At 48.4% G+C, this 23,704-nt stretch carries 24 protein-coding genes and 1 tRNA gene; 13 read left to right on the top strand and 12 right to left on the bottom strand.

The window, feature by feature from the left end:
- Nucleotides 1-223: 223 nt before the first annotated feature.
- The 6 genes from AC01YT_RS08860 to AC01YT_RS08835 all read left to right on the top strand — a co-directional run bounded on the left by AC01YT_RS08860 (nucleotide 224) and on the right by AC01YT_RS08835 (nucleotide 6,027).
- Nucleotides 224-1,708 (top strand): glycoside hydrolase family 36 protein, encoded by a 1,485-nt coding sequence (locus AC01YT_RS08860; protein WP_476674707.1) that lies wholly within the window; start codon nucleotides 224-226, stop codon nucleotides 1,706-1,708.
- 16 nt (nucleotides 1,709-1,724) lie between these two features.
- A complete protein-coding gene (locus tag AC01YT_RS08855) occupies nucleotides 1,725-2,771 on the top strand; it encodes an SIS domain-containing protein (RefSeq protein ID WP_476674656.1) in 1,047 nt (348 codons plus the stop codon).
- An 87-nt stretch (nucleotides 2,772-2,858) separates the two neighbouring features.
- Nucleotides 2,859-3,212 carry a hypothetical protein gene (locus AC01YT_RS08850; RefSeq protein WP_476674654.1) on the top strand — a complete coding sequence of 118 codons (354 nt, stop codon included), beginning with the start codon at nucleotides 2,859-2,861 and terminating at the stop codon, nucleotides 3,210-3,212.
- Entirely contained in the window at nucleotides 3,125-4,198 is a 1,074-nt protein-coding gene (locus AC01YT_RS08845; protein ID WP_476674652.1) for an ABC transporter substrate-binding protein, read from the top strand. Before AC01YT_RS08850 ends, AC01YT_RS08845 begins: the two co-directional genes overlap by 88 nt.
- Before the next feature lie 73 nt (nucleotides 4,199-4,271).
- Nucleotides 4,272-5,159 (top strand): carbohydrate ABC transporter permease, encoded by an 888-nt coding sequence (locus tag AC01YT_RS08840; protein WP_476674650.1) that lies wholly within the window; start codon nucleotides 4,272-4,274, stop codon nucleotides 5,157-5,159.
- Nucleotides 5,160-5,184: 25 nt separating this feature from the next.
- Nucleotides 5,185-6,027 carry a carbohydrate ABC transporter permease gene (locus tag AC01YT_RS08835; protein WP_476674648.1) on the top strand — a complete coding sequence of 281 codons (843 nt, stop codon included), beginning with the start codon at nucleotides 5,185-5,187 and terminating at the stop codon, nucleotides 6,025-6,027.
- A gap of 154 nt (nucleotides 6,028-6,181) precedes the next feature.
- Here AC01YT_RS08835 and AC01YT_RS08830 read toward each other — a convergent pair whose 3' ends face one another.
- The 10 genes from AC01YT_RS08830 to AC01YT_RS08785 form a co-directional block, all read right to left on the bottom strand.
- Nucleotides 6,182-6,499, bottom strand: a complete 318-nt coding sequence (locus tag AC01YT_RS08830; RefSeq protein WP_476674646.1) for an AzlD domain-containing protein — start codon at nucleotides 6,497-6,499, stop codon at nucleotides 6,182-6,184.
- 29 nt (nucleotides 6,500-6,528) lie between these two features.
- The gene (locus tag AC01YT_RS08825; protein WP_476674644.1) at nucleotides 6,529-6,975 is read right to left on the bottom strand and encodes an AzlC family ABC transporter permease; all 447 of its coding nucleotides are present in this window, start codon (nucleotides 6,973-6,975) and stop codon (nucleotides 6,529-6,531) included.
- The gene (locus AC01YT_RS08820) at nucleotides 6,968-7,537 is read right to left on the bottom strand and encodes an aminopeptidase P family N-terminal domain-containing protein (RefSeq protein ID WP_476674705.1); all 570 of its coding nucleotides are present in this window, start codon (nucleotides 7,535-7,537) and stop codon (nucleotides 6,968-6,970) included. Before AC01YT_RS08820 ends, AC01YT_RS08825 begins: the two co-directional genes overlap by 8 nt.
- An 86-nt stretch (nucleotides 7,538-7,623) precedes the next feature.
- On the bottom strand, nucleotides 7,624-8,304 hold the full coding sequence (locus AC01YT_RS08815; RefSeq protein WP_476674642.1) for an RraA family protein: 681 nt from the start codon (nucleotides 8,302-8,304) through the stop codon (nucleotides 7,624-7,626).
- 39 nt (nucleotides 8,305-8,343) lie between these two features.
- On the bottom strand, nucleotides 8,344-9,147 hold the full coding sequence (locus AC01YT_RS08810) for an IclR family transcriptional regulator (protein WP_476674640.1): 804 nt from the start codon (nucleotides 9,145-9,147) through the stop codon (nucleotides 8,344-8,346).
- Nucleotides 9,144-9,431: an antibiotic biosynthesis monooxygenase family protein gene (locus tag AC01YT_RS08805; RefSeq protein ID WP_476674638.1), complete on the bottom strand. Its 288-nt coding sequence runs from the start codon at nucleotides 9,429-9,431 to the stop codon at nucleotides 9,144-9,146. Before AC01YT_RS08805 ends, AC01YT_RS08810 begins: the two co-directional genes overlap by 4 nt.
- Before the next feature lie 9 nt (nucleotides 9,432-9,440).
- The gene (locus AC01YT_RS08800) at nucleotides 9,441-10,088 is read right to left on the bottom strand and encodes a bifunctional 4-hydroxy-2-oxoglutarate aldolase/2-dehydro-3-deoxy-phosphogluconate aldolase (protein WP_476674636.1); all 648 of its coding nucleotides are present in this window, start codon (nucleotides 10,086-10,088) and stop codon (nucleotides 9,441-9,443) included.
- Between the two features lie 252 nt (nucleotides 10,089-10,340).
- Nucleotides 10,341-10,413: transfer RNA gene (locus AC01YT_RS08795), tRNA-Asp, on the bottom strand.
- A 17-nt stretch (nucleotides 10,414-10,430) separates the two neighbouring features.
- Nucleotides 10,431-10,928 (bottom strand): gluconokinase, encoded by a 498-nt coding sequence (locus tag AC01YT_RS08790; RefSeq protein ID WP_476674634.1) that lies wholly within the window; start codon nucleotides 10,926-10,928, stop codon nucleotides 10,431-10,433.
- Between the two features lie 63 nt (nucleotides 10,929-10,991).
- Nucleotides 10,992-11,939 carry a VOC family protein gene (locus tag AC01YT_RS08785; RefSeq protein ID WP_476674632.1) on the bottom strand — a complete coding sequence of 316 codons (948 nt, stop codon included), beginning with the start codon at nucleotides 11,937-11,939 and terminating at the stop codon, nucleotides 10,992-10,994.
- Between the two features lie 279 nt (nucleotides 11,940-12,218).
- Here AC01YT_RS08785 and AC01YT_RS08780 point away from each other — a divergent pair, with 279 nt between their 5' ends.
- Genes AC01YT_RS08780 through pckA form a run of 4 tightly spaced genes read left to right on the top strand, consistent with a single transcriptional unit; the run spans nucleotide 12,219 to nucleotide 17,150 of the window.
- A complete protein-coding gene (locus AC01YT_RS08780; protein ID WP_476674630.1) occupies nucleotides 12,219-12,557 on the top strand; it encodes an Asp23/Gls24 family envelope stress response protein in 339 nt (112 codons plus the stop codon).
- 18 nt (nucleotides 12,558-12,575) lie between these two features.
- A complete protein-coding gene (gene nusB / locus AC01YT_RS08775) occupies nucleotides 12,576-13,043 on the top strand; it encodes a transcription antitermination factor NusB (protein WP_476674628.1) in 468 nt (155 codons plus the stop codon).
- Between the two features lie 58 nt (nucleotides 13,044-13,101).
- The gene (locus AC01YT_RS08770) at nucleotides 13,102-15,513 is read left to right on the top strand and encodes a glycoside hydrolase family 113 (RefSeq protein ID WP_476674626.1); all 2,412 of its coding nucleotides are present in this window, start codon (nucleotides 13,102-13,104) and stop codon (nucleotides 15,511-15,513) included.
- A 47-nt stretch (nucleotides 15,514-15,560) separates the two neighbouring features.
- Nucleotides 15,561-17,150: a phosphoenolpyruvate carboxykinase (ATP) gene (gene pckA, locus AC01YT_RS08765; protein ID WP_476674624.1), complete on the top strand. Its 1,590-nt coding sequence runs from the start codon at nucleotides 15,561-15,563 to the stop codon at nucleotides 17,148-17,150.
- A 39-nt stretch (nucleotides 17,151-17,189) separates the two neighbouring features.
- Here pckA and AC01YT_RS08760 read toward each other — a convergent pair whose 3' ends face one another.
- Both AC01YT_RS08760 and AC01YT_RS08755 read right to left on the bottom strand, forming a co-directional pair.
- Nucleotides 17,190-17,954: a prepilin peptidase gene (locus tag AC01YT_RS08760; RefSeq protein ID WP_476674622.1), complete on the bottom strand. Its 765-nt coding sequence runs from the start codon at nucleotides 17,952-17,954 to the stop codon at nucleotides 17,190-17,192.
- Nucleotides 17,951-19,282, bottom strand: a complete 1,332-nt coding sequence (locus AC01YT_RS08755; RefSeq protein WP_476674620.1) for an MFS transporter — start codon at nucleotides 19,280-19,282, stop codon at nucleotides 17,951-17,953. The genes AC01YT_RS08760 and AC01YT_RS08755 overlap by 4 nt, the downstream gene beginning before the upstream one ends.
- Nucleotides 19,283-19,400: 118 nt before the next feature.
- Here AC01YT_RS08755 and AC01YT_RS08750 point away from each other — a divergent pair, with 118 nt between their 5' ends.
- The 3 genes from AC01YT_RS08750 to AC01YT_RS08740 form a co-directional block, all read left to right on the top strand.
- Nucleotides 19,401-21,953 carry a DEAD/DEAH box helicase gene (locus AC01YT_RS08750; RefSeq protein ID WP_476674618.1) on the top strand — a complete coding sequence of 851 codons (2,553 nt, stop codon included), beginning with the start codon at nucleotides 19,401-19,403 and terminating at the stop codon, nucleotides 21,951-21,953.
- Nucleotides 21,946-23,208 carry a ribonuclease H-like domain-containing protein gene (locus AC01YT_RS08745; protein ID WP_476674616.1) on the top strand — a complete coding sequence of 421 codons (1,263 nt, stop codon included), beginning with the start codon at nucleotides 21,946-21,948 and terminating at the stop codon, nucleotides 23,206-23,208. The genes AC01YT_RS08750 and AC01YT_RS08745 overlap by 8 nt, the downstream gene beginning before the upstream one ends.
- A partial coding sequence (locus AC01YT_RS08740) for a class I SAM-dependent methyltransferase (protein ID WP_476674614.1) occupies nucleotides 23,198-23,704 on the top strand: 507 nt, incomplete at its 3' end. The genes AC01YT_RS08745 and AC01YT_RS08740, both read left to right, overlap by 11 nt.

The following is a 23,704-nucleotide window of genomic DNA, read 5'->3' as shown; positions in this document are numbered from 1 at the left end:
TTTACATTGGAGGTTCGAAAATCGCGGTGATCTTCCAATAGAGATTAATCGCCTAAGTCTTCCCCGGATGTCAATTCCGCGTCCCTCTTCTCAAAGTGTGTGGACGTTTCAGGGCGCTGCAGTTCAATGGGGGCAGGATTTCGCGTTTGAACTACCATCAACCTTTTATAGAGACAACTTTCTTGGACACTTTCAGGATGGTGAAGGGGGTGGTATCCCCTTGGTGGATTTTTGGACCCCTGACTTGGGAATTGCACTGGGACATCTTGAAACCGCATCTCAACCCTGGTATATGCCTGTTGAAGCCAGCGCCGACCAGATCATTGCATCCTTACAATGGCGAGGCAACACCCGTCTTGAACCAGGAAATAGTTTGGATGGTTTGTATACCGTGCTGATGATTCACCACGGTGATTTTTTTGAGCCCTTAGCGCGTTATCGCGAAATGATGAAATTACGAGGTGTTGCACCAGCCCAGCCCTCAACCGAAGATTATGAACCGGCTTGGTGTTCATGGGGCTACGAATTTGATGTTCGTCCGGAAGAAATCGAAGGGGTATTACCCATGCTCACCCGTTTGGGAATTCGCTGGGTGACGCTGGACGACCGGTGGTTTGATCATTACGGAGATTGGAACCCGCGGCAAGATACCTTCCCGGGCGGGGACGAGGAAATGAAAAAACTGGTGGAAAGGATCCACCAGGCAGGGTTAAAGGCCCAATTATGGTGGTATCCGCTTTGCGCTGAGGATGGGCATGGACAATGGGACACATTAACCTACGGCTATTCTCGAGTTCTCTTAGAGCACCCTGATTGGGTCGTGCTGAATTCTGACGGCACTATTGCTCGTAACAATCGCCATTTGGCAATGCTTTGCCCCGCTTTACCCGAGGTTCAAAATTACACTCTCAAACTGGTCGAACGCTTTATCGGTGAATGGGGATTTGATGGCTTCAAATTGGATAATATTTACACGATGGCCCAATGCTACAACCTGACTCATGGTCATCAAAGATCAGAAGAATCAGTTCAGGCTTTCGGTATACTTTATCGCCAAATTCTCACCGAAAGTCGGCGGTTACGGCAACAGGCTGTGATCCAAATCTGCCCGTGTGGGACACCTCTCACTTTCGACCTCATCCCTGCTGCTACGCAAACGGTCACCGCAGATCCAACCTCCAGTTATCAGGTACGCCAAAGGATAAAATTTTATAAGGCGCTCATGGGACCTCAAGCCGCAGTATTTGCTGATCATGTTGAACTCACGGACGGCGGTGAGGATTTTGCTTCTCAAATTGGTGTGGGCGGAGTACCCGGTACAAAATTCGTCTGGCCTGAACGGCCTGAAATCCTGGCCCGGTTGCGGGAAGTTTGGTTGCTTACCTCAGGAAAGGAAGGGGTGTGGGGGAAATGGTTTCAAATTTACCATGAACACCGACTCGCTGAGGGTGAATATCTCAATCTTTACGATATGGCTTTTGATTATCCGGAAAGCCATGTTATCCGTAAAGGACATCGCTTTTATTACGCTTTCTTTGCACCCATTTTCAAGGGGGAAGTCGAGTTCAGAGGCTTAGAAGCCAAGTCATATCGGTTAGTGGATTACGTCAATGGTCGTAATGTTGGGGTCATTCATGGGGAAAACCCTGTTCTTCATATTGAGTTCGAGCAATCACTCTTAGTGGTTGCAATTCCTGAAAATCTTTGACCACAAAGGGAGTTCTATGAAGCCGGGTGATTTTACGTATCACGAAATAACGACGCAAACTGAAGCCTGGGTTGAGGCACTCGATGTTGTCGAGCGCTCTCGCACTGACCTGACCACCCTTTTCAGCCACCACTACAGCCAAGTAATTTTTACTGGATGTGGTTCTACGTACTACCTTTCACAGGCCGCCGCAGCCCTTTTCCAAGAATGTACTGGCCGTATTGCTCGGGCCGCCCCCGCGGGCGAGCTGTTGCTCAACGAAAGAACAATTCTACCAAGCAACCACGTTGAGTCCACCTTATTGATTGCCATTAGCCGATCTGGCACCACCACTGAAACCCTGCGTGCCGTTGAACGCTTCAAAACCCATCATCGCGGCAAGGTATTGGTCATCACTAATTATGCCGATCGCCCGCTACCCCGGTTGGCCGACCTTTCGTTAATCATTGAAAAAGGCCAGGAAAAAAGTATCGCCCAGACTCGCTCCTTCGCTTCAATGTATGTTGCGGCTGTTGCCACAAGCCTGCTCGCCGGGGAGTATCACAGCGAGCGCTCAGCCATGTACCAATTAGCTGAGAAAGGGCAAACATTACTAAGATCCTACGCTTCTCTGGCTCAGGAAGTAGGCGAAAATTTGAATTTTGATCGTTTTTACTTCTTGGGCAGTGGTATTCAATACGGGCTTGCCTGTGAAGTTAGCCTAAAAATGAAAGAAATGACCCTTACCCACAGTGAACCTTTCCATTTCCTGGAATTCCGCCATGGCCCAATGTCCATGGTTGGGGGTCATACCGTTGTTGTGGGTCTGCTATCCGAATTAAATTTCCCACACGAATGGGCTGTTTTGGAGGAAATGCAAAGTCTAGGAGCCAGGATTCTCTCTCTAGCGGAGCATGGTGACAAAGTTAGCATTAAGTTTCATAGCCACCTTCCCGAATTAGTGTATGGTGTCCTCTATTTACCCGTATTGCAACTTATGGCTTACTATCGTGCCTTAGCCAAGGGGTTGGACCCAGATCGTCCTTCCCACTTAAGCGCTGTTGTTGAACTTGATACACTCTAGAGAGGAGGTTCATTCAAAGACATTAGCTGCTCGCTTCTATCATATAAAATCCCGATTCTTTTCTAAACCAATGGAATGGAGGAAACCATGAGAAAGACTGCCCTGTTCCTGACCCTTCTCCTAGCACTAGCTGTGATTTTGAGCGCTTGCGCTGGAAGCGCACCAACGGCTATGCCAGCACAAGCCTCGCCCACCTCAGCACCCATTGAAGCAACGTCTCCCCCCTCCGAGGGAAAAGTCGAATTGCGGATGATGATGTGGGGTGCCCCCGAGGAATTAGATATCTGGAAACAAATTGTGGCCGATTTTCAATCCGCCAACCCCAATATTAACGTGAGCGTTGAAGTCTCTGAATGGGAATCGTACTGGACAAAACTGAAAACTCTTTTGGCAGCAGGGACTCCCCGGATATCTTCGCCATTGATGCTCCCTATTACTTAGACTATCAAACCCGCGGGGTATTGCTCAATTTGCAGCCCTATCTCGATGCCAATCCTCATGTACTCGACGATGTCTATCCTCAGACCTTGAAGGCCTATCAAACTGCTGAGGGCTATTTTGGCCTTCCGCGCGACTTTCAGACCATTGTTGTCTTTTATAACAAAGATATGTTTGATGCCGCAGGCGTTCCTTACCCCTCTCCTGATTGGACCTATGATGATTTTCGCGCTACTGCCAAAGCACTCACGATCGATAAGGATAAAGATGGGGTCATTGATCAATATGGCTACGCCACTGATCTGTGGGATATGGAACTGTTTTGGAGTGAGGCAATCTGGGCGTTTGGCGGTGACATCATCAGCCCGGATCATACTAAAACGCTCATTGGCAGCCCCGAAGCCCGCAAGGCTTGGCAATTTATCTACGACATGATGTTTGTGGATAAATCCATGCCCGATTCCACCACTGCGGCCCAATACGGTGGTGATCTCTTCCAGGCCGGTAAGGCAGCAATGACCACAATCGGTCACTGGGCTGTACCAGGATATGCAGAAGCTGGCCTGAACTTTGACGTTGTGCCCATGCCTGTTGGCCCAGCCGGTCGAGCAACTAGCGTCAACAGTGCAGGATTTGTCATCGCAAAAGCCTCGAAGAACCCTGATGCAGCGTGGAAGTTCCTCGAATTTGTGATCAGTCCATCTGCCCAAACGCGTCTGGCAGAACTCGGGTTTGCCTGCCCGGTGCTCAAGTCAGTCGCAGAGAGCCCGGCTTTCCTGGAGCAGAAGATTAAGATTAACCATAAAGTATTCCTCGACTCGCTTGAATTTGCCCACATGAAGCCGGTCTTCAAGGGTTATGATGAGTGGGCTTCGGTCATTGGTGATGGCATGGCACCAATTTGGGCGGGTGAAGAGGCTGATCTAAACGCCATTCTGGATGAGATCATTCCCCAAGCCGATGAGGTCTTAAAACAATACAATCCATAAGAATTTTCAATAAAAAAGGAGGGGTTTCCTTCTTGAGGAGACCCCTCCATTCACTTAGCCAGGAGATTATTTTATGGAAGCAGGGATCAAGCCCCTTGGTCGAGAAAAGATATGGTTGTGGATCCTCTTAGCCCCTACCCTCTTTGGTTTGGTCTTCAGTGCCTTTGGCGCATTACTGGCCACGCTCGGTCTTTCTTTTACCGAATGGGATCTGTTCACCTCTCCAAAGTGGGTGGGGCTTAGCAACTACATGACCTTATTTACAGATAAGCGGTTTTTACGAGCATTGGCAAATACCGCACAATTTGCGATGCTTTATGTTCCAGGAGTCGTTATCATCTCTTTGTTGATCGCGGTGTTGATGAATCGGGCAATCAAGGGAGTCTCGCTATATCGAACTATGTACTATTTACCAGTAGTAACCTCTGCCGTCGCCACGGCATTGGTCTGGAACATGATTTATGGTAAGGACACGGGAGTTTTGAATTTCGTCCTTAAACAATTAGGGATGCAGCCAGTATGCTGGTTGTGCACCGATCACGCCATGCTTTCAGTTGTGATTGTAAACATTTGGGGGGCTATTGGCGAAGGGATGATCATTTTTTTGGCAGGACTCACGGCGATTCCTAAAGAATACTATGAGGCCTCAGAAATCGATGGGGCGAATCGCTTTCAGCAGTTCTTTAGAATTACCCTACCCTTGATCACGCCGAGCATTTTCTTCCAAACCCTAATTTCTACCATAAACGCCTTTCAAGCCTTTGACTATATTTACATGCTAACGCGGAGAGGACAGGGAGACAGTTCGATTCCGGTGGTGGTGTTTTCGATTTACCGTAACGCCTGGCACTTCAACAAATATGGTGTGGCCAGCGCTCAAGCCATTGAACTCACATTAATCGTGGCTGTACTCATGGCGGTCTATTTGTGGGCAGAGAAAAAATTTGTCGTTTACGAATAACTTGCGAGTAACTTGCGAGGCAATAATGAGCAATAAAAGAATTGAGAAAATAGTACTAGATGGCGTGACCTACCTTCTGCTTTCGTTGGGCGCCGTTATAATGGTAACCCCTTTCTTGTGGATGATTGCTACCTCATTTAAGCGCCCAGCTGATCAATTCACTATGACCCTGATCCCTAATCCAGTCACATTGGACAACTATCGCAGTCTATTTAATGTTGATCTGAATTTTCCTTTGATGTTCATGAATAGCACAGTGATTTCATTGCTTGTAACCGTTGGACAGTTACTTACCTGCTCAATGGCCGCATTTTGTTTTGCAGTGGTCAAGTTCAAGGGACGAGAAGTCCTTTTCGCTGCATTGCTTGCCACCTTGCTCATCCCATTTCACGTCACATTAATCCCTAATTTTATTATCTTTAAATGGCTGGGTTTGACTGGCACTAGTGTCCCGATTTGGTTGCCGGCCTTCTGGGGCGGCGCATTTGGCACTTTTCTGATTCGGCAGTATTTCCTCACCATCCCCCGCGACTTGGTGGATGCGGCACGTGTAGATGGCGCTTCGCTTCTTCAAATATTCTGGCGCGTTTATCTCCCATTAGCCAAACCCGCCCTGGCAGCTCTGGCAATTTTCACCTTCCAGGGTGCTTGGAATGACTTGCTTCACCCGCTAATCTACATGCCCGCGGCGCCCAACACGACATTAACGGTAGGGTTAGCATTTTTCCAACAGCAAATGGTATTAGGCGGAAAGTTCACCGTTCTGATGGCCGGTGCATTTGTCAGTATTCTCCCCTTGCTTCTGGTATTCTTCTTTGCCCAAAGGTATTTTATCCAGGGGATTGCCCTGACCGGGGTTAAGCGATGATCAAGGTGGCTACCTTTGTACGGCTTTTCGTTTCAACTGCGCCTCTACGATAGATAGTTGCCTTGGCAGCAGCGTTCATCTCATGGCGTTTCCAAACAAAGGAGTTGAAACGATATCTTGTTGTTTCAATAACCTCAATGCATTTCCCCAATCATTACACTCCAATTGCTCTCAGTAACCACAGTACTACCATACCCACAAACACAGTCAACAACGTATTGCGTGTTTTCCACGCCACACCACAGGCAATGAATGCCGCCAAGTAGTACGAGTTTGTCAAAGGCGATGGCGCCGACGACGCATAGGAAGTCAATTGGGAAATTACCAACGCAGATAACATAGATGCCAGGATAAAACGAAAAGCCTTCTCCATGCGCTGTGGAATCCGAACCTTCCCCAAAAGTCCAATCAACGAAAAACGAATAAAAAACGTGCCTATCCCCAGAGCTAACATGATCACCCAAACTCTCATGATGACCTCCATAACTCTCATGATGACCTTCATTCGTCCACCATAGCGCCAATGCCAATCCCGATTATCGCAGCAATAACAACTCCAATTTTGAATGGAAGCCCATTCATCAGTAAGGCAGCCAAACTAGCCGCGAGTGCAGAAAACAGGGTTGATTTGTCCTTAACAGTGGGTACTGCAAGCGCTAAAAATGTTAATGGCACAGTGAAATCCAGAGACCAAGCCGGGGGTATGTTCACCCCCACTACCATTCCCAAGAATAAGCTTCCTTGCCAAGTTAACCACATGGCAATGGCTGCTCCTAAAAAATACCAGTGCCCTGTTTTTTGGGTAGAGGGATTTTCTAGATAGGAAATAGATACAGCATATGCTTGGTCGCTTAATAGATAGGCAAGTAAAATTTTCCAACGAGGTGAGAGCTTCTGAAAATGGGGAGCCAAAGAGGCACTATACATCAAAAATCTCAAGTTAACCATAAGTGCACTCAAAATAGTTATTAGAATCGGGGTTCCCATCGGTTTCGGTTTGGCCTGGCTTGAGGTTTGAGAGTGCTTCGTTGATTCCTAACTTAGCAATTCTATTGGCTATACGCAATTTTTCGATTTCGTATTCCGTCTTAACCGCACGCGATTGGAGCAATAACGGCGCAGCATCTACAAGACTTGCGTCTTCAAACAAGAAGTGCAGAAGTGCTTGCCATGGCCCTGAGGGAACTACAGGCTCGGCAATCCGATAACTAGGGGCAACGACCTCAAAAGAGAGTTCAGCACCGACCTTTTTACCCTTAAGCCCCCAAGACGCCACTTTTGAGGCGATCAACTCGCGATAATTTTCGTAGAGGTCTCTATCTTTGAGCAACCCCCATCCAAACGGAACTACCTCTGCCCATTCCGGTTGGGTGTACTCCTGTTCAACCTCGGGAACGAAGAGTACAGGTAGTCCTTCACGTGGAAGAAGTACAACCGAAATGCCATGATGTGGCCAATAGTCTGTGATATAGACCACATTCTCCGGTAGGCGGCAGATAATGGCACTCAGGTCCTCTTTTGCATCAAGCGTTGCAATTTTTCAACCCGCGATCGCTTGGACATGTTCATTTCTTCCTCCTAATTCACATCAAAATCTTAGAGACGACCAAATTCTGCAAGCAATTCTTCAACAGTTTTCCCTTGCCGAATCCGTTCCCGTGTGCGCTCCTCTTTCTCGGCCTGGGCACGCGCTTTTTCGAGTGTTTCAGCTGCCCTTTCGAACGGAATGACCACCACACCAATTTCATCGCCTAGGATCAAATCACCCGGTCGAACCAGTACGCCCCCGCATTGGATAGGGACATTGATTTCAATAGGTTCGAGACGACCAGAGAATGGTGAATGAGTCGAACGAGGTACAATGGCTTTAGAGAAAATATAGAACCCCAAATCGCGAATTTCATCAGTATCACGGATGGCGCCATCCACCACCGCACCAACTACACCTTTCATTTTGCATAATCCGGCCATCAACCCACCCCAAACAGATGTTTCGGTCTCACCAGCGGCATCAACTACAATCACATCTCCCGCCTCGGCTACCGCTAACGCATCCAAACAATCCACCTGATTGCCCGGTTCCAAGCGCACCGTCAGCGCCGGACCTACGAACCGCGTTTCGCGACTCAACGGACGCAAGTATGAGTGCATAACACCATACCGCTCCTGCGCATCAGCCACCACGCACGAAGGACTATAAATTTTCAATAAATCCTTAAAACCTTTTAATACTTCGGGGTCAATTTGGACATTTCTCGAGTTGATTATCCTGCGCATATTTCGCCTCACTCGTGTTTTTTAGAATTCCAAGGGAAATCATGCTCTGGACCGAAAGCCCAGTTTTTCGGAAATTGCCCGTGCAGCCTGACAGGCCCTTTCAATCAGTCCAAGATTGGCATCAAGGGGCTCCATTCTACCCGCCGGTCCCGAAATGCTGATCGCAGCCACGACTGCGCCGTGCATATCAAAGATTGGCGCAGCCACACAACGCACCTCTACCTCATGCTCACCGCGATCCAGCGCATAACCCCTCTTTCGAATCTGTTCTAATTCATATTTCAACGTTTCAGGATTGGTAATTGTTTTTTCGGTGAACGGAGCAAGGGGTTGTTTGCGCAAAAAGTCCTCAATTTCTTCCGCCTTGAGATGTGCCAGCAGCACCTTCCCCAACCCGGTGCAATAAGCCGGTGCCCGCCCCCCAACCCGAGAACCCATCAAACCAATGGCGTGCAATCCTGGTAATTTCTCGAGATAAACGACCTCTGTCCCTTCCAGAATCGCAAGGTGAACTGTCTCCTTCACCTCATCCCGTAGAGCTTCGAGTTCGGGTAAAGCCACCTTGCGCAGGTCATTACTTTCGTAATAGGCTCGCGCAAGCTCCAAACAGGTAAGCCCTAGGGAGTAGCGCCCCAAAGCATCCTTTTGCACAAATTTATAACAAGACAACGTCGCCAGCAGACGAAAAGTTGTGCTAGGGCTCAGCGAAATGGCATCGCTGACCTCCTGAAGGGTGCGAGGTTTTCCATCTGCCAAGGTCAAAAGGATATTAATGGCTCGATCGAGAACACGAACATTATAGCGATTATTTTTCTCTTCAGAACTGGCGCGGCGCGGGCTCATGCGATTACCTCATACACCTGCACCTGACTCTCTTGATACAAGGCCTTTAGTTTAGGCTGTAATGATTGATGTAACACAGAATTGCGCCATGCTGCTGCTTCCTCAAGTGAACGGAAGCGGATTACCATGTGATAAAGTTGGGGATTTTCACTATCTACCAGAAGATGAACATTAACATATCCTGGCATGGAAGACATCGCAGGACGATATTCTTCAATAAAGAGGCGTTCAAAATCTTGTTCTTTACCGGGAATAACCTTGAATGTAACATGGCGTTCGATCATGACGTCTCCTCATTGTCCTCGCGCTTTTTCCACCTCTTGTCGGAAAGCACGCGCGCGGCGGGTAATTTCATCAAATGTGCCGCTTTCTAGCAATCGAGCGTTCACCAATTCTGCACCAACCCCAATCACATCAATCCCCGCGCTGAAGAATTGAGCGGTATTCTCGATCGTCACCCCTCCTACTGCCGCTAGACGAATCTGAGGGAGCGGAGCTTTGATCGCCTTTATGTACGCCGGTCCGCCCACGCTGGCCGGAAACACCTTCACAATATCAGCCCCATGCTCCCACGCCGTCAAAATCTCCGTGGGCGTGAAGGCACCAGGGATCACCGGAACAGCGTATCGCTTACACATCTCAATTGTTTCCAGGTTTAAGGTGGGGCTAACCACAAATTGAGCCCCGGCCAATATGGCTAAGCGGGCTGTCTCGGGATCCAGAACAGAGCCGGCACCAAAGAGTACTCGATCACCGATCTGGGACACCGCCTGTTCAACGACACTTAATGCACCTGGAGTTGTCATCGTGACCTCAATAATATCCACTCCCCCTTCGTAAATGGCTTTTGCGGCATCGAGTAGCTGTGTAGCACTGGGCGCTCGCATAATAGCAATCACGCCACCGGAAAGGATTTTCTGCAGCGATTGCAAGGCGTTCATTGCATCTCCATGGGATTAAGTTTTGGGTTTACTTCGAGACAATCGAAGAATTCTCTAAAGATTTCATTGTATAAAAAAACAATTCACTATATAAAATTATAGTCAAAGTCAAACCAAAGTCAATAGGTATTTCCTTAAAAATTTCCTGTTATATCGAGTATTTGTCCCTATATACGCGTAATTACCCATTTGGGGGATTCGCAGTTAAAACCAAAAACCGGGCTTATTGCCCGGTTTTTGTCCCTTATTCAGCGGGAGCGACGGGATTCGAACCCGCGATCTCGGCCTTGACAGGGCCGCATGTTAACCGCTACACCACGCCCCCAACCGAGCGATAGTTTATCATGCCCTGATCATATCGTCAAGATTCAGGTGAGAATTCGATTCCCTCTCGATCCGAACCGACCATCCGTTTTTTAAGGAAACTGTGATAATCCATCTGACAATCTCATCCACAGGTAAGCGAATATCTACTGCGAATACATCATCAGGCTCTTCGAGAGCCTCAAATTGGCTATCTAGCAACTCCGGCCTCATATAATGTCCGGAGCGTTTTTGTAAACGTTCGCTTATCAAGAGATAGTCACCTCTAAGGTAAATAATTTGCCCACCCGGATTACTTTGCAGTAGAATTTCTCGGTATTTGGCTTTTAATGCCAAACAGGCCAGGACGAATGACCTTCCTTCTCTTAATCGCTCGGCGACCAGGTCTCGTAAAGTTTCCAGCCAAGGGTAACGATCCGCGTCACTTAAGGGAATACCAGCCGCCATTTTGGCGATATTCTCGGGCAGGTGATAGTCGTCACCATCGTAAAATTCCCATCCGAGAGCCGCCGCCAATGCCCGCCCAACCGTAGTTTTCCACTACCGGCGACATCCATGATGATGAAGAAACAAGGCCCATTAGAAGACATTCAGCGATGTAGAGATCGTAGGATCAACGAACAAGACGCCATTTTGGGACGGATCACGGAGAAAAATACCTTCGACCCAACGTTCGAAAGGAATAGACCGCCTGACGAGAAGACTTTCAAAGGCTTGATACTCATCGGGAGCGTCCAGAGCAAATGCAATGTAGAACAACCCTAATGCACCCGGAGGTGGAGGGGGTGCTCCAACACCTTGCCAAGTATTGTAACCAATATGATGATGGTACCCACCAACAGAGACCATCCCCATTTGAAACCGTTGGGCTATCCCCATATCATCAAACCCCAATTGTTCGTGATAAAAATTCCGGGTTGTCATCAAATCCGCCACATAGAGATGAAAATGACCTATCCGTGTCTCCGTGGGCACAGTCCCTGTAAGATTATCCCCGGGTTTCAGATGAGAAAACAATCCTTGCAGATCCAAAGGTTCACGCCCATTACTTGGACGGCCATCCGCCCACTGAGCAATCAATTCACCATCCCGCAATAGAAAAACCCCATCCTCGGGAGACTCGCAATACAACTCGATCGTGTTCCCTTCGGGATCATCTAGATAAGTGGTTTTGGTCATCACATGATCCGTGGGGTAGTTAGGCCAGCCTAAAGCAAATAAACGGGCAATTGCACGGGCCAGTTCACGCCGATTGGGAAAAAGAACGGCAAAATGATAAAGTCCCGTCACCCCACGATAACGTTTTCCATTCGGGATTTGGGTTAAGCGCACCAAATCCCGTGATGAGACCCCTAAACCCGCACAATCACCAGTCTGCCAATTTAACTCAAAACCAAATACATGTTGATAAAAGGTTATCTCACGGCCAAGATCGGCTACCTTAAGATGAACATAGGCCGGCCTTGTTCCGAGAGGAATTCGATGCGGAGAAATTGCAACAGGGACAAGCGATTGAGCAACACTCATGATTTGACCTTTCGTCCCCTGGATTCAAAGATAGCATTTCGCGAACACATTATTTGGTTTATGTTGATGTTTTTTGTCAATTAATGTTCTGTATTTAACACCCAAGTCTCAATAATGTCAATCATTCTCTCGTGATTTGTCCATAAATTGAGATACACAGCCTTTTCCTAACAGCCTGCTCTGTTTTTGGGGTTTATAATACTGGGAAGCCAAATTGCTTGGGGGCCAGTCCTTTGGGATTATAATAAATTATAGATATCGTCTACGTTCGGAGGCTGAATGGTGACAAATGATCGTCCTCCAGGCAAAACAACAGTCGCACCAGAAGTCCTGGTAACCATCGCCCGCCTGACAACCCTTGGTGTTGCCGGGGTTAATCGCCTTGCCACCCACCCTGGTGAGGTAAACCGCTGGTTTGATCGTGGCGTAAGCGAGGGAGTCAAGATCGAGGTCGAAGACGGTAAAGTTTACGTCGATGTTTACGTCGTCCTTAACCGCGACGTCAATGTGCGCGAAGTGGCTCGCAATATCCAGGCTCAGGTGGCCCGGGCGATTACTGAAATGGTAGGGATGGACGTGGGACGGGTTAATGTGCACATTGAAGATATCCAATACTAGACTATTTCGATTAATCCCATGAAGCAGCGAACCAAAGCCCGCAGTGTCGCGCTTCAAGTACTTTACGAATGCGATCTCACCCGGCATACCCCCGGGCAAGCGCTTGAGCAGCGCTTAGCCGAAGAGCATCTTGAACCGGAATTAGCCGAGTTTAGCCGCCAAATCGTATTTGGCGTTTATCCCATCTTAGACAAACTAGATCGTTATATTGCTCAACACGCACCGGAATGGCCACTTGACCAGGTTTCGGTGATTGATCGTAATATTCTACGGATTGCGTTGTGGGAATTCGCAGTGGCGGGATGCACGCCGGTAAAGGTCGCTATTAATGAGGCGATTGAACTGGCAAAAACCTTTGGCTCCGACAGTTCACCGCGATTCGTGAACGGCGTTCTGGGGAGTCTGGCAAACCGCTCAGAAGAAATCCGTCAGCAATTTCACCGCGAAAAGGCCCAAGAAGAAAGCCTTTCGCCACGCAGTACTTGAGCCACAAGTTAGGGGGATAATGTCCTTAGACCCACGCCTCAGGAGGAATCATCCTCAAATGAAATCATCTCTATTCCCTTATACCCCTCGCGCTTATTCTCTATTATTATTCCTGATCCTATTTGTCCTTGCAGCCTGCCAGAACCTTTCTCTCCCTCGCTCTATACCCACATCCACTACTTCCATCCCCAATCTCCCCCTTGTCCCCCTCACATTTCAAGTTAATGTGCCTACTACGGCCTCTTCGGGTGACGTTATCCTTGAGATTGTAGACGAAGTTACCGGTGTTGCTTTGAATTCAGAACGTTATACCATGCAACTGGAAGGCAATCGTTACACACTCCAGTTAGCGTTTCCAATTGGCAGTGTTGTGCGTTATCGCTATCTTCATCAAGAGGCAGTTCCCCAGGTCGAACGCAATCCATATGGGCAAATCGTCCGATATCGCATGGCTGTGGCACGAGCACCAGTCGTAATTGAAGACCATGTGGTTGCGTGGCAAGGCGGGAAAGCACCCACTGAAGGAGGAACCCTTCAGGGTCTTGTGTATGATTCCACAACACGTGCCCCTATATCTGACGCTTTGGTTACAATGGCTGGTATTCAAACCTTCACCGCCGCTGATGGAACCTTCACCCTTGAAAATATCCCGCCTGGAAAACACAACCTAGTAGTCTTACCCACCGAAGGTGCCTACCAAATATTTCAGCAAGAAGCGGTTATTGCAAATGGTGCCGTTACACCAGCACAAATCGGGCTACAACCAGTTCCCATGGTCAATGTCACTTTTGTGGTTCAGCCCCCATCCGAACATATACACGGCCTGCCAATGCGAATCGTTGGAAATACGCCTGCACTAGGCAATACATTTGCTGATCTTGAAGGTGGGCTAAGCGTTCTGGCATCACGAGCACCACTTCTTAGCCTACTTGAGGATGGAAATTACACCTACACCCTCAGTCTTCCCGCGGGCACGGACCTGCGTTACAAATATACCCTCGGAGATGGATTCTGGAATGCTGAGCATACCGCCGACGGAGGATTTAAAACGCGCCAACTGATTGTGCCTGATCATGATATTACTATCACGGATAAAATTGAAACCTGGCGAATTAGTACATCCGAAACTTCACCGCTTACTTTCTATGTTAAGGCACCACCTGAAACACCAGTCGACGAACGCGTTTCGATCCAATTTCGCCTATATGCTTGGACACCAGCGATCCCTATGTGGCCGCTTGGCAATCAACAATGGCTCTATGTGTTTTATGGTCCACAACGTGCGTTAGGAGAAGTCAAGTACCGTGTCTGTCGTAATGAGCAATGCGGCCTTGCCGATGACGTGACCACCGCAGGCAATACAGCAACAGGGCTTTCTGTTTCTTCTCCTGACGGCACTACCATAACCCATGAAGTCCAGCAATGGAATAACTTGGTAGCCTGGTCACCGATTTCAGTATCCATCCAGGATGCCGCACCTCGATCATCCTTTGTCGCCGCGGTTGAACTCGCGCCACAATTTTCCCCAACAACCCTGCCCCATCTACTCGCTACCATCCAAGGTCTACGGAATCTTGGCGCCAATTGGGTCATTTTGAGCCCAACCTGGTCGTTGGTTTCTAGTCATCCCCCACGTTTAAACTACGATCCTGCCCATGATATGAAGGGGTCCGATCTGAAAGCCCTCGTTGCCAATGCAAAGCAACAAGGGCTTTCGGTGGCTATTTTCCCACGCCTTAATCCTTACGCAATTACCCAATCCTTACAAGATAGTCCTGAACTTATTAATGCATGGTTATCCCAATACCGCCATTTTATAACCGATATGGCGATAAGGTCAGTCCAATCCCAAATTCACACCCTTATTTTGGGCGGGCCTGAGATTGAACCTTTCCTTGATGGTCAGGATAAATTTTGGACTGAATTGGTGCTCACACTACGACAGAATTTCGCCGGTCAATTGGTCTGGGCTGTCCCTGAAAACCGGATGGCTTCGTTACCCGACTGGGTAACCCAGATGGACGCACTGTATATCCTTGTATCCTCCCCCTTCGAGGATAGGAATCTTAACGAAGAAGCCATCACCGAAGCGTTCAGTAATTACCTTGACACCCACCTTTTCCCCTTGTACCAGCAAACTGGGAAACCCATCTGGCTCGGCTTGGATCATCCCTCCGCGCAGGATATTCAAAATGGTTGCGTTCTCACAGCCGAAGGGTGTCTGCCCTTTGAGCGCTTAATTTGGAACGGGTCACTCCCATCATCGGCCGTTGATCTCGAGCGACAAGCGAGGTTTTATCAAGGCGCGGCCATGGCGATCAACTCTCGTCTATGGATCAGTGGTTTAGTAACTCGAGGATATAAGCCAGCGGTTACCCTAATAGATGCATCACCTTCGATACGTGGTAAGCCAGCCGCCGATGTAATTAAGGCCTGGTATCAGAGCTGGACCAACACGACTTCCCATTAATCTTGAATACCGCGAATCAATCCTGCTGCAAAAGGAGCCATTCCCACATGAAAAATTCAACCCTAACCGTAATCCGCCGCAACTTAGAGTGTCAAGGGATTTACAATCCAGGTGAAATCCGTTGGAACTATCCAACTGCGCGGCTGATTGAAGAAATCATACGGAATAAAGAGGGTTGGTTATCCCACCACGGGGCTGTGGTTGTACATACCGGCAAGCATACTGGACGAGCGCCCAAAGACAAATTTATCGTCGCACACTCTGATCATGATGAGTTTTGGTGGGGGCCAATAAACACGCCAATGCCTCCGCAAGCTTTCGAGCGCCTGCACAGAAAAATTACCACATTCTTTCAACTTCGCCCTCTTTACATTCAAGATCTCTGGCTAGGCAATCACCCCACTCACCGCGTATCTGTGCGCATAATCACTGAGACGGCTTGGCATAGCCTTTTTGCGCGCAACCTTTTTATCCATAAGGATACCTCAAGCACCCCTCACCCAGATCCGGATTTCACTCTCATTCATGCTCCCTCTTTTCGTGCCAACCCTGTTGAAGATGGAACCCGGACCGAAACGGTTATAGCCATTGATTTTCAACAGCGCCTCATCTTAATCGGGGGCACAGCATATGCAGGTGAAATCAAAAAGGCGATGTTCACCGTCATGAATTATCTATTGCCCCAAAAGAATGTACTTCCTATGCACTGCTCGGCCAACGTTGGCTCTGAGGGGGGCGTAGCACTCTTTTTCGGACTAAGTGGGACCGGAAAAACCACCCTTTCATCGGATCCTGACCGTTATCTAATCGGCGATGATGAACACGGTTGGAGTGAGGATGGCATATTTAATTTTGAGGGCGGCTGTTATGCCAAAACCATTCACCTCAACGCCCAATTAGAACCGCTAATCTGGTCTGCCGTTCATCGTTTTGGTACCATACTAGAAAATGTCATCCTGAATTACGACTCTCGCCTTGTTGACTTCGAGGCAGATACGATTACCGAAAACACCCGTGCCGCTTACCCGCTTGAATTTATTCCCCACGCCCTAACCGAGGGACGAGGTGGTCATCCACAACACATCTTTTTCTTGAGCGCAGATGCCTTTGGAGTTCTTCCTCCATTAGCGCGATTAACTCCAGATCAAGCCCTTTATTATTTTCTCACCGGTTACACCGCCAAACTGGCCGGCACAGAAACCGGCTTAGGACGCGAACCCCAAGCTACGTTTTCCGCATGCTTTGGGGCACCTTTTTTACCCCTTCATCCCATGATCTACGCTCGAATGTTACGAGACAAAATCCAGCGCCACAACACGCGTGTTTGGCTGATCAACACTGGCTGGACCGGGGGGCCTCATGGAGTGGGATCGCGAATTCCTCTCCCCTACACGCGTGCCATGGTACGTGCAGTATTATCAAACGCCATGGAAAACACCGCATACTATCAGGATCCGGTCTTTGGTCTTTGGGTGCCCGAAACCTGTCCCGGAGTGCCCAGCGAAATACTTCATCCGCGTCAGACCTGGGCTGATCCAAACGCCTATGACCGTCAAGCCCTTCTCTTGGCTGAACAATTCCACGCCAACTTTGAAAAGATTACCAAAGATTCGCCCGTTGCCATCCTGCACCGGTGAGTTTCTTCATAATTTGGCGAAAACCCTTATACAGTGCCCTTAAGCCATATACATTAATACAGCCGCCACAATCAATAAATAAGGGGTGTATGGCAAGGCGGCAAAGGGCTGATAATGCCGCCGCAGAACCAGCCACAATAAATATAATCCACCTACCAATCCTCCCAGCAGAATGGCGAAGAGCAATCCAATGCCAATCCGTGGCCACCCCAACATTAAGCCCAATACGCCGCTTAAAGTCACATCGCCAAAGCCGAGCGCGACCTCATCGCCAACCTCAAGCCCTCGACGCCGCGCCGTCCAGTGCAAAAAAACCTCACCCAGATAATATAAAACCAGCATGATTCCAAACCCTAACCCACCTCCCAGCAGGGCAGACTGCCAACCATTCAGCCATATACCAATTCCCGCACCGAGCACGGCACCCGCAGCACTGACCTGATAAAGGACCACTCGGTACTCCCAATCAATAACAAATACAACTCCGAAATAAAACAGAACACCCCATGCCACGACAAGCGGAAGCCGATCCGGTGGCGGCCATAACCATAAAGCCAGGATGAGCAGCGAGAACACAATCTGTACTATAAACGCGCGTTGGGATCGTCTCGTTCCACAGAAGGAACAATCGCGTAACAAAAGGTATTCCTTCCAAGAATAGGATTGCTGGCAGTGGCGGCAATAAGCCGGACTCAAGCGCCGTGTACGCGGAAGGACGTCTGCCAAGTAGTTGACCACAGCCCCTAAGACATATCCCAGCAACAAAACCGCGAACGTTTCAATCACAAAGAAAAAGGCACTCATGCCCGGGCCTCTGGGGATTGAATAGCAGTCGGTTGATAGGTCTGGCGTGCCAATTCTTGGTCAGCACGGGCTCTAAGCTCCGCCCGTAACGTTTGAATATCCTGAGGGAGAAAATAAATAGCGAACAAAAAGAAAAAGAAACACAATACCCACGCTCCAATACAGATGATCAGAATAGCTTCCCGTAAAGAGCCATTGACAGCAATTAGACCCGCAATTGCCGGCGCCGCCGCCGATCCACCCTGCTCAATTAAGTTCTGTACCGAGTTGGCTGTGCTGCGCACTTCTGGCAAAGTAACATCATAAACGGTTGAAAGCACGTTGGGAGATGCAAAAGGAATAAAAATTGCAGTTAGACAAAGCAAACCCATAAAAAGTCCCTTTTGCTCCAAAGGGATATTAATCGTGATCCAAAGTAGCAAAGCCCCGGTAATGACCCCAAACGCACTGACGATCAGACGCCCACGCGGTGTTCGTTTGAACAAAAAATCCCCAATCGTCCCTCCAATGGGATAACCAGCAGCCAGGAACAGTACCGCTGCCACCATTGTAATAAGCACCTCATTCGACGAAAACCCCCGCTCCGTCTCTAAATAACGGAAAAACCAGAAAGTAATGACTTGCCAAGGGAAAACTCCAAAGAAACCCTGCGTGAAAAGAAATAAAAGGCTGCGTTTTTTGAACAGACCAAGAGCAGTTTTCCAATCAAACCGGTAGGTGCCGATCTGCTCCAGTCCTTCGAACTCGGGCTCAGCACCACCGCGGGGCATTTCTTTAATCCCGAAAAAGATAACAATAGCTAGAAGTATTCCCAACGAACCAGTAAGATAAAAAACTCCTTGCCAATGCCATCGTGAAACCAACGTGAGTGCCAATACTGTGCCAGTGATATAACCTAAAGGGGCGGTGATTTGCAGAAACCCATAAACTTTTCCTCGGATCTTGGGAGGAAAATAGTCAGACACCAAACTATAAAGGCCCGGATAACTGGCATCATCAATTCCAGTAGAAGCACGTGTGATGACAAACATCGGAAATGTGCGCGCTATGGCGCTTAACCACGTGGTCGCTCCCCAGATAAACGAAGCCAGCGCCAGCAATTTTGAACGGGCATAGCGATCGTATAAGTACCCCCATAGAGGATAAAAAATACCCCCTACCAGCAGAGCCCCCGAAAACACCATACCCATTTGGGCTTCATTAATTCCAAAATACTCCATAATCGGGGTAGTCAATGGACCAATGAGAAGTTTATCGGCCTGATGTAAAAGCATGAAAACAAAGAAAACGGCCAACACAAACCAACGATAGCGATTCTGAGATCTCATTCCCTGGCTCCTGAGTATCAAATTTATTCCGTGCTCTAAAAGATGGGATGTAAAGAGTATAATCTGAAAGCAAATACTAGGCAACTTTACCGCTAGAACGATTTAATCGGAGTTCAAAGTGCCGATCTCGAAGTTACACGCCGTTATCGAGCCTTGGTTAAGCCACCCCAGATATTCTGAGGGCATGCGCTTTCAAGTCACCCTGCCAGCTCAACCCGGCCAATCCTATCCCTTACCTTCAACAATACCGAATGCTCTGCGTCAGACCTTGGAAAAATTAGGGATTTACAATCTTTATCTCCACCAAATATCTGCCTGGCAAAGCGCCCTTAGCGGTGAACATATAATGATTGCTGCAGGTGTTGGTAGTGGAAAGTCTCTTTGTTACCACCTTCCAGTATTTCATTCCTGGTTAGAAACACCAGACGCCACAGCGTTATATTTATTCCCCACCAAGGCATTGGCGTATGACCAATACCAATTTCTTCAAACCTTTCTGGATGCCCTCCCCTTTTCGCCCACCGAAAGAAAATCCCTTAAGAAGCATATTGTTACCTACGACGGGGATTCCACACCTTCTCAACGCAAGCGGAGTCGCGAAACTGCTCGTTTGCTTTTAACGAATCCGGATATGCTTCATTACGGCATTCTTCCCTACCATCCATATTGGCAGGAATTTCTAGCGAACTTAAAATATGTAATCCTTGACGAAGCACATCTTTATCGTGGCGCTTTTGGCTCTCATGTTGCCAATCTCATTCGCCGACTAAAACGCATTGCTGCATTATACGGTGCAAACCCGAGATTTTTAATGACCTCTGGCACTATCGGCAATCCATTGGAATTAGCCCAAACTCTGATTGAAACCCCTGTAACCCTTATCAGCAATGATACTGCACCAAAACCGGAACGTCATCTACTTTTTTACAATCCCCCCTTTGAAAATGAGGTCACCGGCATCCGCCGTGATGCTACCGATGACGTTCTCGCTCTAGCGCAGGAATTGCTAGATCACAATATGCAAACCTTAGTTTTTCTCAATTCACGGCGAGGAGTAGAAATTGCCCTACGCACACTACGTGAAAGCCTCCCTAACACCGAGGGCATTGAGGCTTATCGTAGTGGTTATCTACCCAAGGATCGTCGTTGGATCGAGCAAAGCCTTCGTGAACAAACCAACCGCCTGGTTTTCACCACCAATGCCTTGGAACTTGGAGTTGATATTGGGGGCATTGAAGCTATTATCTTGATCGGTTATCCAGGTTCGGTAGCTGCATATACCCAGCGCATTGGACGCGCTGGTCGCAAAGGTCAACCTGCCTTAGGCCTCTTGATCGCGTCCGACAACCCTTTAGATCAATATATCATCCATCATCCCGAACATGTGCTTGAGCGCCTTCCCGAAAAGGTCATTCTCAACCCCGATAATCCCGTCATTCTTTACCAACACCTAAAGTGTGCCAGTTATGAGAAGCCTTTCGAAACAGGCGAATCGTTCGGCGCCCTTACGTGGGGGACGATTGAGCCTTATATCAATGTGCTCGCTCATCAAGGCATTCTACGCTCGTCGTTTAACCGATTTATATGGTTAGATAAAACCCAACCTCACCGTGAAACATCTTTGCGCGGCAGTGCCCATTCCACTATAAAACTTCTTGTCCAGGCTGCCCCTACCACCTCGCTCCTCGGTGAGGTAGACTACGAGAGTGCCTACTGGATGGTGCATCCCGGTGCCATCTACCTCCACCGGGGAGATGTTTATAGGGTTGAAACCTTAGACTTAGAATCTGGTGAGGCATCTCTTAAACCCACTCATTCGGACTACTATACTGAGCCATTACTTCAAACACAGGTCACGGCTTATAAGGCATGGGAATCGCAAGATTTTTCCTGGGGTACACACGCCTGTGGTGAATTGCACCTAACCACCTGGCTCAAAGGATTTAAAAAGCGCTCTTGGGACGATCACACGGTCTTAGAACAGGTATCTCTAGACTTTCCCCCGCTAACTCTCGAGACCACAGGATACTGGCTTAGCCTAAATTCTCGTACCGTCAAACAACTAATAGAGCAAGGACTTTGGACCAACTCACCCAATAATTATGGTCCCAACTGGGAGCAGCAGCGCCAACTCGCCCGCGCACGCGACCACTATACCTGTCAGCAGTGTGGCGCACATGAGAATGGAAACGCATTCCATGTTCATCATCGCATTCCTTTTCGTCGTTTTTCCTCTCCCGAGGAGGCAAATCGCCTCGAAAATCTAATCACGCTTTGCCCGCGTTGTCATCGTCGCTTGGAGAGGGCGGTCTGGATCCGGAGCGGACTTTCGGCCGTGCGACACCTCTTACATTATTTAGCCCCTCTATTTGTCCTTTGTGATCATCATGATATTGGCTCATTTATGGAACCGCGTTCCAAATTAAGTCACAACCAACCCACCTTGGTGTTTTATGATACATTTCAGGGTGGGCTGGGTTATGCCTTGCAATTTTTTGATCACCATAAGGATTGGATCGAGAGCGCTTTCAAGGTCATCACTCAATGCACATGTCAGAATGGCTGTCCATCCTGCGTCGGTCCAGCCCCTGAACACGGAAGCGGGGGAAAAGAAGAAGCCAAAGCCATCCTCCGCGCCATCTTAGAAGTTAAACCAGCCTTCTATGGATGAAGAACTCTTAAGACGATTCGAAGCGCTGGGAATTCATCGCGGTTTCCCTCTGAAGGGTAACACCGAAAACCACACCTCCCGCATGATGCAAGGCATAGAAACCGCTTTTCCAACAGGAAAGTTCCTGGAAGAACGCCCCCATTCGGTATTCCTATTGGAGCACGTTTATTCCAGTGGTTACCTTCACGGGAAAATATCGCTCGAAATAAATCCAAGGACACCAATCTACGCCGGTTTTATCAACAACGAACACATCGTCTCTCACACACAATTGCTGTTTTTAGATGTCGAGACCTCGAGCCTCAGCCCCGGATCAGGTACTCTCGTTTTTCTGGTTGGGTTGGGCTATTGGACTTCTGAGGGCTACCATACCCACCAAGTATTTCTCAACGAACCGGGGGATGAACTTTCGTTTTTGGCCTATCTCGATGATTTGCTTGGTCGGTATCCGGTTTTGGTCACCTTCAACGGCCTAGCCTTTGACCTCCCCATCCTAAACCAACGCTTCTTGGTCAATGGCATCCGCTCGGAGATTCTTAAAAAACACCATCTTGACGTCCTAACACTGGCTAGACGGCTTTGGCGTAAGCGTTATCCCTCACGACGGCTGGCGTTCCTTGAACAGGAAGTTTTAGGATTCACGCGAAGCGAGAAAGAAATTCCGTCTTGGATGATCCCCGAGATTTATGTGCATTATCTCATGCGAGGGGAAACTCAATATTTACCGGGGGTGTTTTATCACAACGAAATGGACATCCTTTCGCTTGCCGGTTTATTTTTATATATTGAAAACCTGCTTCATAACCCTCGCAGTTGGAACAATTTATCTGCGGGTGAGATTTATGGGTTGATCACTGAAATGGAGCGTCAGAACCGCGATACAGAGAATCTCATTGCTTTCCTAAATGTAATGCTCAAAGATCTTAAGGATCAAGGAAGCGAACCTTCTGAATCTGCCCATCTGTTTCTGACAGCCGGACGGATTTTCAAGCGTTATGGGATGTTCTCCCAAGCTCTCTATTGCTGGGAAAAAGCCGCCCAAGGGGAGTCTATTGACGCCTGTCTGGAACTTTCGCGGCACTATGAACGTAACCAACGTGACCTTGTAAGTGCCTTAGCCTGGGTAGATCGCGCGATCAAAATCCTAGATGCTCACCCTGGCCCGTCCCACAAAGGACGCTTTACAATGCTTTCACAACGTCGTCTCAGATTATTAACTCTAATGGGCAAGGGAAGACAATCCAATGCCACGTGAAGACGCTGAACGCTGGAATGCGCGTTATCGTGAATCTAGTCATATCCCAATCGATGTCCCGCGGGATTTGCTGGTGCACTTTTCCCATTTACTCCCCACCTCGGGCTGGGGTTTGGATATAGCCACCGGTCGAGGGGCTAATGCAATCTTCTTATCTCAACGCGGCCTAAAGGTCGTGGCCATTGATATATCCTGGGTGGCGCTCTATTACATACACCTCCGTTGGCCATCGCTTTATCTGATATTAGCCGACCTAACCGAATATCCGCTACCCTGCCGAGAATTCGACGTTATTCTCAATTTTTACTACCTGAACCGTTCACTTTTTCCCTTGTTTTCTTCTCGCCTTAAATCTGGAGGTTTGCTGTTTATCGAAACCCTGACCGATAAAATGGAAGAGATCTTTCCCAACCGCATAGACCCTATGTATCTACTCCGAGAAGGTGAACTCTATAACATCTTTTGCAAGTGGGAAATTCTTTACTATAATGAAGGT

The sequence above is a fragment of the Thermanaerothrix sp. genome (assembly GCF_056331585.1).
The sequence above is the reverse complement of the archived record's forward strand: the minus strand, read 5'-3'. Positions and strand labels throughout refer to the sequence as shown.

Coding starts and splice junctions, on each gene's coding strand:
- AC01YT_RS08760 (WP_476674622.1), bottom strand. CDS start 17,954: ATGAGTGCCTTTTTCTTTGTGATTGAAACGTTCGCGGTTTTGTTGCTG.
- AC01YT_RS08780 (WP_476674630.1), top strand. CDS start 12,219: ATGGTGACAAATGATCGTCCTCCAGGCAAAACAACAGTCGCACCAGAA.
- AC01YT_RS08755 (WP_476674620.1), bottom strand. CDS start 19,282: ATGAGATCTCAGAATCGCTATCGTTGGTTTGTGTTGGCCGTTTTCTTT.
- AC01YT_RS08825 (WP_476674644.1), bottom strand. CDS start 6,975: ATGGTTAACTTGAGATTTTTGATGTATAGTGCCTCTTTGGCTCCCCAT.
- AC01YT_RS08835 (WP_476674648.1), top strand. CDS start 5,185: ATGAGCAATAAAAGAATTGAGAAAATAGTACTAGATGGCGTGACCTAC.
- AC01YT_RS08810 (WP_476674640.1), bottom strand. CDS start 9,147: ATGAGCCCGCGCCGCGCCAGTTCTGAAGAGAAAAATAATCGCTATAAT.
- AC01YT_RS08745 (WP_476674616.1), top strand. CDS start 21,946: ATGGATGAAGAACTCTTAAGACGATTCGAAGCGCTGGGAATTCATCGC.
- AC01YT_RS08785 (WP_476674632.1), bottom strand. CDS start 11,939: ATGAGTGTTGCTCAATCGCTTGTCCCTGTTGCAATTTCTCCGCATCGA.
- AC01YT_RS08830 (WP_476674646.1), bottom strand. CDS start 6,499: ATGAGAGTTTGGGTGATCATGTTAGCTCTGGGGATAGGCACGTTTTTT.
- AC01YT_RS08855 (WP_476674656.1), top strand. CDS start 1,725: ATGAAGCCGGGTGATTTTACGTATCACGAAATAACGACGCAAACTGAA.
- AC01YT_RS08845 (WP_476674652.1), top strand. CDS start 3,125: ATGGGAATCGTACTGGACAAAACTGAAAACTCTTTTGGCAGCAGGGAC.
- nusB (WP_476674628.1), top strand. CDS start 12,576: ATGAAGCAGCGAACCAAAGCCCGCAGTGTCGCGCTTCAAGTACTTTAC.
- AC01YT_RS08840 (WP_476674650.1), top strand. CDS start 4,272: ATGGAAGCAGGGATCAAGCCCCTTGGTCGAGAAAAGATATGGTTGTGG.
- pckA (WP_476674624.1), top strand. CDS start 15,561: ATGAAAAATTCAACCCTAACCGTAATCCGCCGCAACTTAGAGTGTCAA.
- AC01YT_RS08815 (WP_476674642.1), bottom strand. CDS start 8,304: ATGCGCAGGATAATCAACTCGAGAAATGTCCAAATTGACCCCGAAGTA.
- AC01YT_RS08800 (WP_476674636.1), bottom strand. CDS start 10,088: ATGAACGCCTTGCAATCGCTGCAGAAAATCCTTTCCGGTGGCGTGATT.
- AC01YT_RS08805 (WP_476674638.1), bottom strand. CDS start 9,431: ATGATCGAACGCCATGTTACATTCAAGGTTATTCCCGGTAAAGAACAA.
- AC01YT_RS08770 (WP_476674626.1), top strand. CDS start 13,102: ATGAAATCATCTCTATTCCCTTATACCCCTCGCGCTTATTCTCTATTA.
- AC01YT_RS08850 (WP_476674654.1), top strand. CDS start 2,859: ATGAGAAAGACTGCCCTGTTCCTGACCCTTCTCCTAGCACTAGCTGTG.